This is a genomic window from Bordetella pseudohinzii (assembly GCF_000657795.2).
Classification (GTDB): Bacteria; Pseudomonadota; Gammaproteobacteria; order Burkholderiales; family Burkholderiaceae_B; genus Bordetella; species Bordetella pseudohinzii.
Genome location: NZ_JHEP02000006.1, coordinates 49,850 through 64,800 on the forward strand (window position 1 = coordinate 49,850; position 14,951 = coordinate 64,800).

At 68.5% G+C, this 14,951-nt stretch carries 11 protein-coding genes; 3 read left to right on the forward strand and 8 right to left on the reverse strand.

Features of this window, described 5'->3' with window-relative positions; genetic code table 11:
• The first annotated feature begins 1 nt into the window (after nt 1).
• From L540_RS09500 to L540_RS09510, 3 genes are read left to right on the forward strand one after another with little or no spacing between them, the layout of a single operon-like run.
• Nucleotides 2-3,097: an MdtB/MuxB family multidrug efflux RND transporter permease subunit gene (locus L540_RS09500; protein WP_043209979.1), complete on the forward strand. Its 3,096-nt coding sequence runs from the start codon at nt 2-4 to the stop codon at nt 3,095-3,097.
• Nucleotides 3,094-6,192 (forward strand): multidrug efflux RND transporter permease subunit, encoded by a 3,099-nt coding sequence (locus L540_RS09505; RefSeq protein WP_043209977.1) that lies wholly within the window; start codon nt 3,094-3,096, stop codon nt 6,190-6,192. Before L540_RS09500 ends, L540_RS09505 begins: the two co-directional genes overlap by 4 nt.
• Complete coding sequence (locus L540_RS09510; protein ID WP_043211014.1) at nt 6,185-7,615, forward strand: efflux transporter outer membrane subunit; 1,431 nt, start codon at nt 6,185-6,187, stop codon at nt 7,613-7,615. Before L540_RS09505 ends, L540_RS09510 begins: the two co-directional genes overlap by 8 nt.
• A 6-nt stretch (nt 7,616-7,621) precedes the next feature.
• On the opposite strand, the gene L540_RS09515 is transcribed toward L540_RS09510, so the two are convergent.
• The 8 genes from L540_RS09515 to L540_RS09550 all read right to left on the reverse strand — a co-directional run bounded on the left by L540_RS09515 (nt 7,622) and on the right by L540_RS09550 (nt 14,939).
• Nucleotides 7,622-8,215, reverse strand: a complete 594-nt coding sequence (locus tag L540_RS09515) for a fimbrial protein (RefSeq protein WP_131726062.1) — start codon at nt 8,213-8,215, stop codon at nt 7,622-7,624.
• Nucleotides 8,216-8,426: 211 nt separating this feature from the next.
• Nucleotides 8,427-8,975: a fimbrial protein gene (locus tag L540_RS09520; protein ID WP_048026240.1), complete on the reverse strand. Its 549-nt coding sequence runs from the start codon at nt 8,973-8,975 to the stop codon at nt 8,427-8,429.
• Nucleotides 8,976-9,218: 243 nt separating this feature from the next.
• On the reverse strand, nt 9,219-10,178 hold the full coding sequence (locus L540_RS09525; RefSeq protein ID WP_043209974.1) for a Nudix family hydrolase: 960 nt from the start codon (nt 10,176-10,178) through the stop codon (nt 9,219-9,221).
• Complete coding sequence (locus tag L540_RS09530) at nt 10,171-11,037, reverse strand: ATP-binding protein (protein WP_043209972.1); 867 nt, start codon at nt 11,035-11,037, stop codon at nt 10,171-10,173. Before L540_RS09530 ends, L540_RS09525 begins: the two co-directional genes overlap by 8 nt.
• 155 nt (nt 11,038-11,192) lie before the next feature.
• Entirely contained in the window at nt 11,193-12,419 is a 1,227-nt protein-coding gene (argJ, locus tag L540_RS09535) for a bifunctional glutamate N-acetyltransferase/amino-acid acetyltransferase ArgJ (protein ID WP_043209970.1), read from the reverse strand.
• A gap of 91 nt (nt 12,420-12,510) precedes the next feature.
• Entirely contained in the window at nt 12,511-13,506 is a 996-nt protein-coding gene (locus tag L540_RS09540) for a hypothetical protein (protein WP_197085645.1), read from the reverse strand.
• Between the two features lie 50 nt (nt 13,507-13,556).
• The gene (locus L540_RS09545; RefSeq protein ID WP_043209966.1) at nt 13,557-14,036 is read right to left on the reverse strand and encodes a MarR family winged helix-turn-helix transcriptional regulator; all 480 of its coding nucleotides are present in this window, start codon (nt 14,034-14,036) and stop codon (nt 13,557-13,559) included.
• Nucleotides 14,037-14,054: 18 nt separating this feature from the next.
• On the reverse strand, nt 14,055-14,939 hold the full coding sequence (locus L540_RS09550; RefSeq protein WP_043209964.1) for an alpha/beta hydrolase: 885 nt from the start codon (nt 14,937-14,939) through the stop codon (nt 14,055-14,057).
• Nucleotides 14,940-14,951 lie beyond the last annotated feature (12 nt).

Consider the following 14,951-nt stretch of genomic DNA (forward strand, 5'->3'; position numbering starts at 1 on the left):
CGTGAGCCCGTCACGCCTCTTCATCCTCCGGCCGGTGGCCACCACGCTGTCCATGGTGGCCATCCTGATCGCCGGCCTGATCGCTTATCGGCTGCTGCCGGTGTCGGCGCTGCCCGAGGTCGATTATCCGACCATCCAGGTCGTGACGCTGTATCCGGGCGCCAGCCCCGATGTGATGACCTCGCTGGTGACCTCGCCGCTGGAGCGCCAGTTCGGCCAGATGCCGGGCCTGAACCAGATGTCGTCGACCAGTTCGGGCGGCGCCTCGGTCATCACCTTGCAGTTCAGCCTCAGCCTGTCGCTGGACGTGGCCGAGCAGCAGGTGCAGGCGGCCATCAACGCCGCCTCCAACCTCCTGCCCAACGATCTGCCGGTGCCGCCGGTCTATAACAAGGTCAACCCCGCCGACGCGGCGGTGCTGACCCTGGCCATCACCTCGCCCACCATGCCCCTGCCGCAGGTGCGCGATCTGGTCGATACCCGCATGGCGCAAAAGCTGTCGCAGGTGCCGGGCGTGGGCCTGGTCAGCGTGGCGGGCGGCCAGCGGCCGGCCGTGCGCGTGCAGGTCAATCCGCAGGCGCTGGCCGCCGCCGGCCTGGGCCTGTCCGACCTGCGCACGGCCGTGGTGGGCGCCAACGTCAACCAGCCCAAGGGCAATCTGGACGGGCCCTTGCGCTCGACCACCATCGACGCCAATGACCAGCTCAAGTCGCCCACCGACTACAACGACCTGATCATCGCCTACAAGAACAACGCGCCCTTGCGCCTGTCGGACGTGGCGCGAGCCGTGCAAGCCGCCGAGGACACGCGCCAGGCCGCCTGGGTGGGCGACAAGCCGGCCATCCTGCTGAATGTGCAGCGCCAGCCGGGCGCCAATGTCATCGAGGTGGTCGACCGCATCCGCGACATGCTGCCGCAGCTGCGCGCGGCCCTGCCCGCCACGCTGGACCTGCACGTGGTCTCCGACCGCACCCAGACCATCCGCGATTCGGTCAAGGACGTCCAGCATGAGATGTTCATGGCCGTCGCCCTGGTGGTGCTGGTGACCTTTGTCTTCCTGCGCAGCGCCACGGCGACCTTTATCCCGAGCGTGGTCGTGCCGCTGTCGCTGATCGGCACTTTCGGCATCATGTACCTGGCCGGCTTCAGCATCAACAACCTAACCCTCATGGCGCTGACCATCGCCACGGGCTTCGTGGTCGATGACGCCATCGTCATGATCGAGAACATCGCCCGGCATATCGAGGACGGCGAATCGCCCATGCAGGCCGCCCTGAAGGGCGCATCGCAGATCGGCTTCACGCTGATCTCGCTGACCTTCTCGCTGATCGCCGTGCTGATTCCGCTGCTCTTCATGCAGGAGGTGGTGGGCCGGCTGTTCCGCGAGTTCGCGGTGACGCTGGCGGTGTCCATCCTGATTTCGCTGGTGGTGTCGCTCACGCTCACCCCCATGATGTGCGCCCGCCTGCTCAAGCCCGAGTCGGCCCAGCGCCACGGGCGCTTTCATCAGTGGACCGGCCAGGCCATCGACCGCGTCATCGCCGGCTACGACCGCATGCTCAAAGTGGTGCTGGAGCACCAGGCGCTGACGCTGCTGGTGGCGCTGGCGACCTTCGCCTTGACGGTCCTGCTGTACATCGCCATCCCCAAGGGCTTTTTCCCGCAGCAGGACACCGGCCTCATCCAGGGCATCACCCAGGCGCCGCAGACCATCTCCTTCGCGGCGATGTCGCAACGCCAGCAGGAGATCGCCAACCGCATCGCCCAGGACCCGGATGTGGAGGCGGTGTCGTCCTTCATCGGCGTGGACGGCAGCAACGCCACGCTCAATGCCGGGCGCATGCAGATCGCGCTCAAATCCCAGGGCGAGCGCGGCTCCAGCCAGAAGGCGATCATGCAGCGCCTGCAGGATGCCGTGGCCGGCATGAACAACGGCGTGACGCTCTATCTGCAGCCCGTGCAGGACCTGACCATCGAAGACCGCGTGGCGCGCACGCAATACCAGATGACGCTGTCCAACCCGGACCTGGCGCAGTTGAGCGAGTGGGCCCCCAAGCTGGTGGAGCGCCTGCGCCGCCTGCCCGATCTGGCCGATGTCTCGCACGACTTGCAGGACCAGGGCCTGATGACCTGGGTGGAGATCGACCGCGACGCGGCCTCGCGGCTGGGCATCACGGCCTCGACCATCGACGAGGTGCTGTACGACGCCTTCGGGCAGCGCCTGATCTCGACGATCTTCACGCAGTCCAACCAATACCGCGTGGTGCTGGAGGTGCTGCCGCAGTTCCGCCGCGATGCCTCGGCGCTGGACCAGATCCATGTGCCGACCGCCGGCGGCGGCCAAGTGCCGCTGTCGTCGGTGGCGCGCATCTCGGAAGGGCATACGGTGCTGGCCATCAACCGGCTGGACCAATTCCCCATGGTGACGGTGTCCTTCAACCTGGCGCCGGGGGCGTCGCTGTCGGCCGCCGTCGATGCGATCACCGCGGCCGAGCGCGAGATCGGCATGCCCACGGCCATCGAGACGCGCTTTCAGGGCGCGGCGCTGGCCTTCCAGAATTCGCTGACCAGCACGCTGTGGCTGATCCTGGCGGCGGTGGTGACCATGTATATCGTGCTGGGCGTGCTCTATGAGAGCTACATCCACCCGATCACCATCCTCTCGACCCTGCCTTCGGCCGGGGTGGGGGCGCTGCTGGCCCTGCTGCTGTCGGGCACCGACCTGGACATGATAGGCATCATCGGCATCATCCTGCTGATCGGCATCGTCAAGAAAAACGCCATCATGATGATCGACTTCGCCCTGGAAGCCGAGCGCAAGCAGGGCATGGCCCCGCGCGAGGCCATCCACCAGGCGGCGCTGCTGCGCTTTCGGCCCATCCTGATGACGACGCTGGCCGCCCTGTTCGGCGCCTTGCCGCTCATGCTCTCGACCGGCACCGGCGCGGAGCTGCGCCAGCCCCTGGGCCTGGTCATGGTGGGCGGCCTGCTGGTGAGCCAGGTGCTGACGCTGTTCACCACGCCGGTGATCTACCTGATGTTTGACCGTCTGGCCCGTCCGCGCGCCGAGGCCGGCCGGGCGCGGACCGAGCCATGATCCTGTCGGCGCCCTTCATCGTCCGGCCTGTCGCCACCACTTTGCTGGCGCTGGCCGTGGTGTTGGCCGGCGCCCTGGCTTTCCGCCTGCTGCCGGTCGCGCCGCTGCCCCAGGTGGACATCCCGACGATTTCCGTCACGGCCAGCCTGCCCGGGGCGAGCCCCGAGACCATGGCCTCCAGCGTGGCGACCCCGCTGGAGCGCTCGCTGGGCAGCATCGCCGGCGTGACCGAGATGACCTCGCGCAGCACGCAGGGCTCCACCCGCATCACCTTGCAGTTCGACCTGAGCCGCGATATCGATGGCGCGGCCCGCGATGTGCAGGCGGCCATCAATGCCGCGCGCTCGCTGCTGCCTACCGGCCTGCGCAGCAATCCGACCTATCACAAGGCCAATCCCTCGGCCGCGCCCATCATGACGCTGGCCATGACGTCCAAGACGCTCACGCAGGGCCAGCTCTATGACCTGGCCTCGACCATCGTGGCCCAGAAGCTGGCCCAGGTGAACGGCGTGGGCGAAGTGACCGTGGGCGGCAGCTCCCTGCCGGCGGTGCGGGTGAGCCTGAATCCCGGCGCGCTGGCCAACCGCGGGGTGTCGCTGGACCAGGTGCGCCAGACCCTGTCCAGCGCCAATGCCCTGCGCCCCAAGGGCTTGCTCGAGAACGATGAATACCATTGGCAGATCCTGGCCAGCGACCAGCTCGGCCGCGCCGAGCAATACCGGCCGCTCATCGTCGCCTGGGTCAACGGCGCGGCGGTGCGGCTGTCGGATGTGGCGACAGTGGAGGATTCGGTCGAAGACCTGTTCCAGACGGGTTTCTACAACGACGGCAAGGCCATCCTGCTCATCCTGCGGCGCCAGGCCGACGCCAACATCATCGAGACGGTCGACGCGGTGCGCGCCCAGCTGCCGCAGCTGGCCGCCTTCCTGCCCGGCGACGTGGATCTCTCCGTGGCGCAGGACCGCACGCCCAGCATCCGCGCCTCGCTGCACGAGGCCGAGCTGACCCTGGTCATCGCCGTGGGCCTGGTCGTGATGGTGGTGCTGATGTTCCTGCGGCGCTGGCGCGCGGCCCTTATCCCCTCGGTGGCCGTGCCCGTGTCCCTGGTGGGGACTTTCTGCATCATGTATCTGTGCGGCTACACGCTCAACACCATCTCGCTGATGGCGCTGATCGTGGCGACCGGCTTCGTGGTCGATGACGCCATCGTCGTGCTCGAGAACATCATGCGCCATATCGAGCGCGGCGTGTCGCCCATGCGGGCGGCGCTGCGCGGCTCGCGCGAGGTGGGCTTCACGGTGCTGTCCATGAGCCTGTCGCTGGTGGCGGTGTTCATTCCCATCCTGCTCATGGGCGGCGTGGTGGGGCGTTTGTTCCGCGAATTCGCGGTCACGCTGTCGGCGGCCATCCTGGTGTCGCTGGTGGTCTCGCTCACGCTCACGCCCATGATGTGCGCCCGGCTGCTGCGCGCCGAGCCCGAGGCGGACGCCGGAAGCCGGCGGGGCGCTTGGATCGCGCGGTTTTTCGACGGCATGCGCGACGGCTATGGCCGTTCGCTGCACTGGGCCCTGCGCCATGGGCGCCTCATGATGGCGATCCTGCTGGGCACGATCGCGCTCAACGGCTACCTCTATACGGCCGTGCCCAAGGGCTTTCTGCCGCAGCAGGACACGGGCCAGCTGCTGGGTTTCTTCCGCGTGGACCAGGGCACGTCCTTCCAGGCCACGGTGCCCAAGCTGGAGTTCTTCCGCAAGATCATCATGGCCGATCCGGCGGTGCAGAGCATCACCGCCTACGCCGGCGGACGCGGCGGCAGCAATTCCAGCTTCATGCAGATCCAGCTCAAGCCCCTGGCCGAGCGCGGCGTGAGCGCCGACGAGGTGATCAACCGCCTGCGCGGCCGCCTGCAGCGCGAGCCGGGGGCCCAGCTCTTCCTGGTGTCGCAGCAGGATATACGCATCGGCGGCCGCCAGAGCACGGGCTCCTACGACTACACCCTGATGGCCGGCGATCTGGCCCTGCTGCGCACCTGGATGCCGCGGGTGCAGCGCGCCATGTCGGAGCTGCCCGAGCTGACCGACGTCGATGCCGATGTCGAGGACAAGGGCCGGCAGATCAACCTCATCATCGACCGCGAGACCGCCACCCGGCTGGGCATCAACATGGCCACCATCGCCGCGGTGCTCAACAACTCCTACAGTCAGCGGCAAGTGTCGGTCATGTACGGCCCGTTGAACCAGTACCACGTCGTCATGGGCGTGGACCAGAAGTTCGCCGAGGATGCGGAGTCGCTCAAGCAGCTTCATGTCGTGGCCGCCGATGGCAGCCGGGTGCCGCTGGCGGCCTTCGCGCGGCTGGAGGTGGGCAATGCGCCGCTGAGCGTCAGCCACCAGGGCCTGTTCGTGGCCGACACCATCTCTTTCGCCACCGCGCCGGGCGTGTCGCTGGACCAGGCCACGCGGGCCATCGATGCCGCCGTGGCGCGCATCGGCCTGCCTTCGGACCAGATCCAGGCCGGGTTCCAGGGGACGGCGGCCGAATTGCAGAAAACCCTGGCGCGCCAGCCCTGGCTCATCCTGGCCGCCCTGGTCGCCATGTATATCGTGCTGGGCATCCTGTACGAGAGCCTGGTGCATCCGCTGACCATTCTGTCGACCTTGCCCTCGGCCGGCATCGGCGCGCTGCTCGCTCTGATGGCGCTGAACACCGAGTTCACCCTGATTGCCCTGATCGGGGTCTTTCTGCTCATCGGCATCGTCAAGAAGAACGCCATCATGATGGTGGACTTCGCGCTGGACGCCGAGCGCAGGCAGGGGCTGGCGCCGCGCGAGGCCATCTACCAGGCCTGCCTGACGCGCTTTCGGCCCATCATGATGACCACCCTGGCCGCGATATTCGGCGCCCTGCCGCTGGTGCTGGCCACGGGCGCGGGCGTGGAAATGCGCCGGCCGCTGGGCATCACCATCGTCGGCGGCCTGGTGCTCAGCCAGATCCTGACGCTCTACACCACCCCGGTGGTCTATCTTTATCTCGACCGTTTCCGTCTGTGGGCCAGCCGACGGCCCATCCTGAACCCGAACCGCCATGATGCCTAAGTTCCTTCCCGCCCGCGCATTGCCTTTGGTGCTGGCCGCCCTGCTGGCGGGCTGTGCCGTCGGTCCGGACTACCAGCGGCCGGACATCGACGTGGGCGCGGCCTTCAAGGAAGGCCAGCAGACCGTGCCCGGCTGGCGGCCGGCGCAGCCGGCCGATACCCTGGCGCGCGGCCAGTGGTGGACGATTTATGGCGATCCCCTGCTCGACGGCTTGATGGCCCGGCTGAACGCGGCCAACCAGACCATCGCCCAGGCCGAAGCCAATTACCGCCAGGCCCAGGCGCTGGTGGGCGTGGCGCGGGCGGGCTTCTTTCCGGCCGTGGGCGCCGGCGCCGGCGTGACCCGCTCCGGAGGCGGGACGTCGTCCAGCGGCGCGTCCGTCGGCAACCAGTACTCCCTGACCGGCAATGTGAGCTGGGAGCTGGACCTCTGGGGCCGCCTGCGGCGCGAGCTGGAGTCCAGCCGCGCCAGCGAGGCGGCCAGCGCCGCCGACCTGGCTTCGGCGCGCCTGTCGGCCCAGGCGGCGCTGGCGCAGAACTATCTGCAGCTGCGGGTGCTCGACGAACAGAAACGCCTGTTGCAGGCGACCGTGCAGGCCTATGAGCGCTCGCTGACCCTGACGCGCAATCGCTATGAGGCGGGCGTGGCCGGCAAGGCCGATGTGGCCGTGGCGCAGACCCAGCTGGAGAGCACGCGGGCGCAATTGGTGGATCTGGACTGGCAGCGCGGCCAGTACGAGCACGCCATCGCCGTGCTGGTGGGCACGGCGCCTTCGCAGTTTTCGCTGCCGCCGGTGACGTTCACGCAGCAGCTGCCGGAGATCCCGGTGGGCCTGCCCTCGGCCTTGCTGCAGCGCCGTCCCGACGTCGCGGCGGCCGAGCGGCGCGCCGCGGCGGCCAATGCGCAGATTGGCGTGGCGCAATCGGCCTGGTTTCCGGACCTGACCTTGTCGGCCGCGGGGGGCTTTCGCAGCGGGCAGTTCGCCGATTGGCTGACCGCGCCGGCGCGCTTCTGGTCGCTGGGGCCGGCCCTGGCCATGACGATTTTCGACGGCGGCGCGCGCGAGGCGCAGATCGCCTCGGCGCGGGCCGCCTATGACGTGCAGGCGGCGGCTTACCGCCAGTCGGTGCTGACGGCCCTGCGCGAGGTGGAGGACTATCTGGTTCAATTGCGCGTCATGGCCGAGGAGCAGCAGGTGCAGCGGCGGGCGCTGGAATCGGCGCGGGAATCCCTGCGCCTGACGCGCAACCAGTATGAGGCCGGCCTGGTGGATTACCTGAGCGTGGCCGTGGTCGAAGCCACGGCGCTGGCCAGCGAGCGCAACGCCATCAGCCTCCTGGGCAATCGGCTGATCGCCAGCGTGCAGCTGGTCACCGCCCTGGGCGGCGGCTGGGAAGGGCTGGAGCCGCCGGCCCAGCCCTGAGCCGGATCAGGGATAGACCACACTGTATTGCACATAGGTCAGCAGCTTGCCCGCCGTGATGGCACTGGTCGATGTCCGGATATAGCGCGCTAGATAACGCAGCGTGGCCTGCTTGGTGCTGCCGCTGCTGCTCAGCGGTACGCCCTGCGCGGCTTGTTGTTCCATGGGCTTGCCTAGCATGATGGGGCTGCCATTGAGATTGGCCAGCTGGATCTGCACATTGTTGAACACCGTGGCGTTGCTGCGGTCCGGGATGCTGCTCGCCGGGTTGGCTGGCGCGGCTTCGGTGTAGGCGATGAGATTGCCGGTGCCATAGTCCGTGGTCGGCCCGGCCTCGAAATAGAGCTTGACGCTGCCGCTGAGGGAGTCCGGACAATCGGTGATCCGGAGGGTGAAGGGTGTGGCGCCAGCCGTGCTGTTGGCGTCCTTCAAGGCCTTGGTGCTGATCTTGGGCAGCGTCACCATCAGGTTATGGGGCGGATCCTGGTTTTCGATCTTGCAGGTGGTGTCGATGATCTCGCCGGTGATGGTGATGGTGCCATCGACCGCCTGCGCGGCCGGCGTCAGGCTTGCCGCCGCGACCAGCCAAGCGCCGCGCACCCAGTTGCGGGTTGCGGGTTGCGGGTTGCGGGTTGCGGGTTGCGGGTTGCGGGTTGCGGGGTTCCAAAAGCAGGCTCCTTGGTCACTGATGACCGTGGGAGCAAGTGTGCCCGCGGCAGGGTTCAGAGGAGGCTGAGATTGTTGTCAGTCCAGGGCGCGCCAGGGCTGCGCGCTGCCGCCGGAATCAGATGGCTGGCAGCGCCGTCCAGCATCAGGGATAGACGATGGAATACTGGACGTAGGTCACCAGCTTGCCGGCGCTGATCGCGCCGTTGCCCGTCTTGATATAGCGCGCCAGATAGGTCAGCGTGGCTGTCTGGTTGGTGATGGTGGATTCCTGCGCGGCCTGGGCGGCGCTGTCCACGCCCATCTTGAGGGTCGCGCCCGTGGGATTGGCCAGCTGGATCTGCACGTTGGCGAATACGGTGGCGGGCGCCGGAATGGCCGAAGCCATCACCGCCGGCTGGGCCGTGGTGTAGGCGATCAGGTTGCCGGTGGCGTAGTCCGTGGTCGAGCTGGGCTCGAAATAGGCCTTGACCTTGTTGTTGTTCAGGCCCATCGGGCAGTCGGTCAGCTTGATCTGGAAGGGCGTCGCGCCGGCCGTGTCATTGACGTTCTTGAGCGCCGAGGTGCCGATCTTGGGCAGGTTGACGACCATATTGTGCGGCGGATCCTTGCTCTCGATCTTGCAGGTCTGGTCGGTGATCTCGCCGTTGATCGTGATCGTGCCGTCGACGGCGCGGGCGGGCGTGCTCATCATGCCCGCCAGGGCCAGCGACGCGGCGGCGATTCTTGCGCATTCAATTGCGGATTGCGGATTGCGGATTGCGGATTGCGGATTGCGGATTGCGGATTGCGGATTGGCATGATCTTGTTGTGATCTTTCCTATGAGGGTCGGGCAAAACAGTCTGCCCGGCCCAGGTCTAGGAAACCGCCGAAGATCGCCTCGGAAACCGGGACGTCCGGAGGATCCGTCCCGATTCCGAATCGGACGCCGGGTGATCAGCCCAGCAGGCCGCGTATCCCGGCCACGCCGTGGGCGCCATGCGCTTGCGCCTGTGCCAACGTGGCCGGCGATTGGCCGCCCAGCGCATAGACCGGCAGCCCGGCATCGCGGTTGGCGGCCTCGAAGCCGTCCCAGCCCAGCCCCGGCTGGCCGGGATGGCTGGGGGTGGCCGCCACCGGCCCGAGGACGGCGAAATCGGCGCCCAGCTCGCGTGCCCGCTGGATGTCGGCGTGGTTGTGCGCCGAGACCCCGACCAGGCTGCCCGCGGGCAGGTCCGGGCGGCTCTGCAGGCCGCCGGCATCGCTGGCGCGCAGATGCACGCCGTCGGCCAGGCGCCACCAGGCTTGCGGGTGGACGCTGTTGACCAGCAGGCGGGCGCCGGCCCGGCGGCAGCGTTCGAGCGCTGCATCGAAGCCGGCCTGCGAGGCGGACGGCCCGCCCGGCCAGGCCGGTTCGCGCCATTGCACAAGTTTCAGGCCGTTCGCCAGGGCCCGGTCCAGGCGCTCCAGAAAGGCCGGCATGCCCTCGGGCGACCCCGCCGCGCTGATGCCATAGGTCACGGGCAGCCGTAGCCAGCGCAGGGGCGGCAGCGTGGCCGGCAGCAGCTCGCCCACGCGGTCGGCCTGGCGCGGGTCCACCCATTCCAGGCGCTGGTTTTCCAGGCTGCGCGGCTCGCCCGTCCAGCCCGTGACAAAGCAGAAGGCCAGCCGCACGGTGGTATGCGGATAGGCGTGGACATAGGTCACCCAGCGGCGCGACTCGGTGACCGTGATGCCGATTTCTTCCTGCAGTTCGCGGGCCAGGGCCTGGAGCACGGTCTCGCCCGGCTCCAGCTTGCCGCCGGGCAGTTCCCACCAGCCCGCCCAGGGCTTGCCTTCGGGCCGCTGCCCCAGCAGCAATTGCCCGTCAGGCCGCATGATGAGGCCGGCGGCGACGTCGATGATCTTGTCAGACATAGCGGGCGGCCCAGTCACGCGCGAACTGGTAGGCCACGCGGCCGGAGCGCGAGCCGCGCTCCAGCGCCCATTGCAGGGCTTCGGCGCGCGATGCCTCGATGCGGTCGGCCGGGCAGTTCAGCTCGCGCAGCCAGTGATGGACGATGTCCAGATAGTCGTCCTGCTTGAAGGGGTAGAAGGACAGCCAGAGGCCGAAGCGCTCGGACAGCGAGATTTTTTCCTCGACGGTCTCGCCCGGATGGATTTCGCCATCGGGCTGGTGCTTGGCCTGCAGGTTCTCGCTCATGTACTCGGGCATGAGATGGCGCCGGTTGGACGTGGCGTAGATGAGCAGGTTGTCGCCGCCGGCGGCCACCGAACCGTCCAGGACCGACTTGAGGGCCTTGTAGCCGGCCTCGCCTTCTTCGAAGGACAGGTCGTCGCAGAACACGATGAAGCGCTCGGGGCGGGCGGCCACCAGTTCGACGATCTCCGGCAGGTCGCCCAGATCGCTCTTGTCGACCTCGATCAGGCGCAGGCCGCGGTCGCCGTAGGCGGCAAGCATGGCCTTGACCAGCGAGCTCTTGCCGGTGCCGCGCGCGCCGGTCATCAGCACGTTGTTGGCCGGTTTTTTCTCGAGGAACTGGCGCGTGTTGCGGTCGATGATTTCTTTCTGGCGCTCGATATGCTGCAGGTCGTCCTTCTGGATGCGCGCGACATGGCGCACGGCGTCCAGCCAGCCGCGCGAGCCGCGCCGGCGCCAGCGGAAGGCATGGGCGTTCCAGTCGATTTCCGGAGGCGCGGGGGGCAGCCAGGCTTCCAGTTGCGCCAGCACCCGCTCGGCGCGGGCGATCAGTTGGGTGAAATCAGTTGCGGTCACTTCTTTTCCTAAGGGGGCATCGGTGTGAACAGCACGGTCTCGTGAGGACGCCGGCGCCGGCCAGGAGGTTGCAAAGGACGCGACGGCGATCGGGCGCCGCGCGGGTAGCGCGGCGCGCGCGGGACGGGCGTGACGCCCGTCCTCTTGGGGGCGACTCAGGAACGGTAGTCGGCGTTGATGCTGACGTACTCGTGCGAGAAATCGCAGGTGTATACGGTATCGCTGACCTGGCCCCGGCCCAGCGCGATGCGCACCAGGATCTCGGCCTGCTTCATGACGCGCTGGCCGTCTTCTTCCTTGTAGTCGGGGTTGCGGCCGCCGTCCTTGGCCACCAGCACATCGTCCAGCCAGAGGCGGATCTTGCCGGCATCCAGGTCGTCGATGCCGGCATAGCCGATGGCGGCCAGGATGCGGCCCAGGTTGGGGTCGGAGGCGTAGAAAGCGGTCTTGACCAGCGGAGAGTGAGCCACGGCGTAGGCGACCTTGAGGGCTTCCTCGGTGTTGCCGGCCTCTTCGACGCGGATGGTCATGAACTTGGTGGCGCCCTCGGCGTCGCGCACGATCTTCTGCGCCAGGTCGGCGGCGGCCTCGGCCAGGGCCTGGCGCAGGGCGGCGTAGTCGGCGTCGCTGGCGGCGTTGACCTGCAGGCCGGACTGGCCGGTGGCCATGACGATGAAGGAGTCGTTGGTCGAGGTGTCGCCGTCGATGGTGATGCGGTTGAATGACTGGTTGGCCAGTTCAAGCGCCAGCTTGTCCAAGAGCGGCTGGGCGATGCCGGCGTCGGTGGCCAGGAAGCTCAACATGGTCGCCATATTGGGGCGGATCATGCCGGCGCCCTTGCTGATGCCGGTGAGGGTGACGGTCTTGCCGCCGATCTGCACGCGGCGCGAGAAAATCTTGGGCAGGGTGTCGGTGGTCATGATGCCGTGGGCGGCATTGAACCACTCGTTGCCGCCCAGCGCGGCCACGGCCTTGGGCAGGCCGGCCAGCAGGCGGTCCATGGGCAGCGGCTCCAGGATGACGCCGGTCGAGAAGGGCAGGACCTGCTCGGCGGGCACGCCCAGCAGCTTGCCCAGTTCGGCGCAGGTGTCTTCGGCGTTCTTCAGGCCCGGCTCGCCCGTGCCGGCATTGGCGTTGCCGGTATTGATGACCAGGGCGCGGATCGGGCCGCCCTTGGCCAGGTGGGCCTTGCTGACTTGGACGGGCGCCGCGCAGAAGCGGTTGCGCGTGAACACGCCGGCCACGGTGGCGCCCGGCGCCAGTCGGAAGACGGTCAGGTCGCGGCGGTTGGCCTTGCGGATGCCGGCCTCGGTCACGCCGATTTCGACACCGGCGACGGGAAAGATTTCGGATTCGGAGGGAATCTGGAGATTAACGGCCATGGGTACGTCTCGCTGGGCTGGGCGGTTGCGGCCGCCCGGACGGGGCGGCGGTCAAAACCCTATTATCCCACCGCTGGCGCGCCGGGGTGAGTCAGGGCCCCAGCCGCACGCTGGCGACGTCCAGCACGCCGGCCTCGCGGTTGCCCAGCACGGCGCGCACCGCGCCGTCGGGCGCCTGCAGCACGGATTTGCCGGCCGCGATTTCGCTGCCGCCGGCGCGCCGCGCGCTGCGGCCCCGGGAGGGCGAAAACAGCAGGTCGCCGGGCTGGGCGCCCGGCACCTTGGCGCCGGCCAGCGTCACCCGGGTGCCGGCCGGATAGCTCACCTCGCCCAGGGTGGATTCATGCGCCAGCAGGCCCTCGAAGCCCAGCCGGCGGCGGCCAGTATCCAGGCGCACCTCGGCCTTGAGCAGGTCCAGGCCGTCCAGCCGCAAGGCTTCGCTGCCGTCGGTGCGCAGCAGCCAGCCTTCGGGGATGGCCTGCAGCCAGGTGCCGGCGGGCAGTTGCTGCGCATCGAGCGGGTTGCCCGCCGCCAGATGGCAGCTGGCGAATTCGGGGCGGCCCTGGCGCAGCTGGAACTCGGCCATATGGCCGCGGCTGCAGGTCCAGCCGGAGACGGGTTCATCCTGCGCCAGGCCCAGGGACCAGGCGGTCGGACCGCCGGCCGCGTCGAAGTGCCGGAGGAGGCGGGCGGCCTTGACGCCGGCCACCGCCGTGGGGGCGGGGAAGTGCGCTTGCTCGAAGCTGGCGGGGGCGCCCGCCACGCGCAGGCGCAATTCGGTGCCGGCGGGCATGGCGATGCCGGCCAGCTCGCGCGCCTGGGCCAGGACGGTGCGCCGCGCGGCCTCGGCGCGCGCCACGCGCTGGTTCTCGACCCAGTCGCTGAGTTGCTGATACGGAAACAGGGCGCCGACGCCGGCCAGCACGGCCATGAGCATGGGGCCCAGGCGGCGATGGTCGGCCAGCCAGAGACGCGCATCGCGGCTGCGCGCCAGCATGGCCGCCCAGGTAAGCAGGGTCGCCAGGCAGACCAGGGACAGGCCCATGGTTACATAGAAATTGCCGCCAGGAAGAGATACCGGAATCATGCCGGGCATTATGCGCTTTTTTGCCGTTCCGCCGCCCGGGCGGGCCGCCGCTATTGCCGGCGCGCCACCACTTGCAGCTTGAGTTCGCCCAGCGCCTTGTACAGGGCATCGCGGCTGGCTTCGGGCAGGTCGCCCAACAGGGATTTGACCCAGGACTCATGGGCGCGGGCCATGCGGGCAAAGGTTTTCTTGCCCTGCGGCGTGAGCTTGAGCACGGAGCTGCGCCGGTCCGATTCGACCTTGGTGCGCACCACCAGGCCTTCTTTTTCGAGCTGGTCGGTGATGCCGGTGATATTGCCGTTGGTGACCATCATGTGGCGCGACAGTTCGCCCATCTTCATGCCCTTGGGCGCGCGCTGCAGCTGGGCCATCAGGTCGAAGCGGGGCAGGGTGGTGTCGAAGTCGGCGCGCAGCCGGCTGCGGATCTCGGATTCGATCAGATTGCAGCAGGTCAGCAGGCGCAGCCAGAGCCGCAGGGCGTGGTGGTCTTCCGGCGCGGCGCGGCTTTCCAGATCGGGCGTATCGGTCATGGTGGTCTCGGCGGGATGTCAGGAGGCTGCCGGCCCGGGGGCCAGGCCCATTTGTTCGAGAATGGCGCGGGTGTGGGCGGCGCGGGGGTCGTTGAGCTTGAGGACCAGGTCGAAGTGGTTGCTGCCCGGCATGTCCACATAGCGTCCGGCATGGCCGGCCGCTTGCCATTGCGCGAGATAGTCGCGGCTCTGGCGCTTGAACTCGTCGGTTTCGGTTTCGCCATAGGTGATGAGCAGCGGGCAGCCCCGGGCGGGCAGCGGCAGCAGGGCGGGGCTGTTGCGCTCGGCGTCGGCCGGGCTCATGCGCATCCATTCATTGATGTGCGTGTGGACCAGGGGGCGCAGATCGTAAAGGCCGGAGAGCGAGGCGGCGCTGCGCACGGCGTCGTCGGGCAGGCCATGGGCGGCCTGCCAGCCGGGCGCCAGCAGCATGCCGACCAGCTGGCCGCCGGCCGAGCTGCCGCAGACGTGGATGCGCCGGGGGTCGCCGCCATGCTCGCCGATATGGGCATATACCCAGGCCAGCGCCCGGCGCGCCTGGTCGACGATGCGGTCCAGCGTGGCGGCCGGCGCCAGCGAATAATTCATGACCACGACCGTGGCGCCGGCCGCCGTGAAGGCGGGCGCCATATTGCAGGAGTCGTCCTTGGACAGGGCGCGCCAGTAGCCGCCGTGTATGAAGAAAAACACCGGCGCGCCGGCCTGGCGGGCTGGGAAGATATCCAGCGTTTCGTCGGCATGCGGCCCATAGGCGATGTCGGCGCGGCAGGCCACGGCCAGCCGCGCCTGGCGGCTTTCGTCGGCGTACTGCTTGAGTATCGCCTGGATGTCAGGTACTGTCGCGCGTGCGTTGTACTGCACGTCCAGCGCGCTGCGGTCATAGTTGCGGTAGAGCAGGGTCATCGGCGCTTGTAA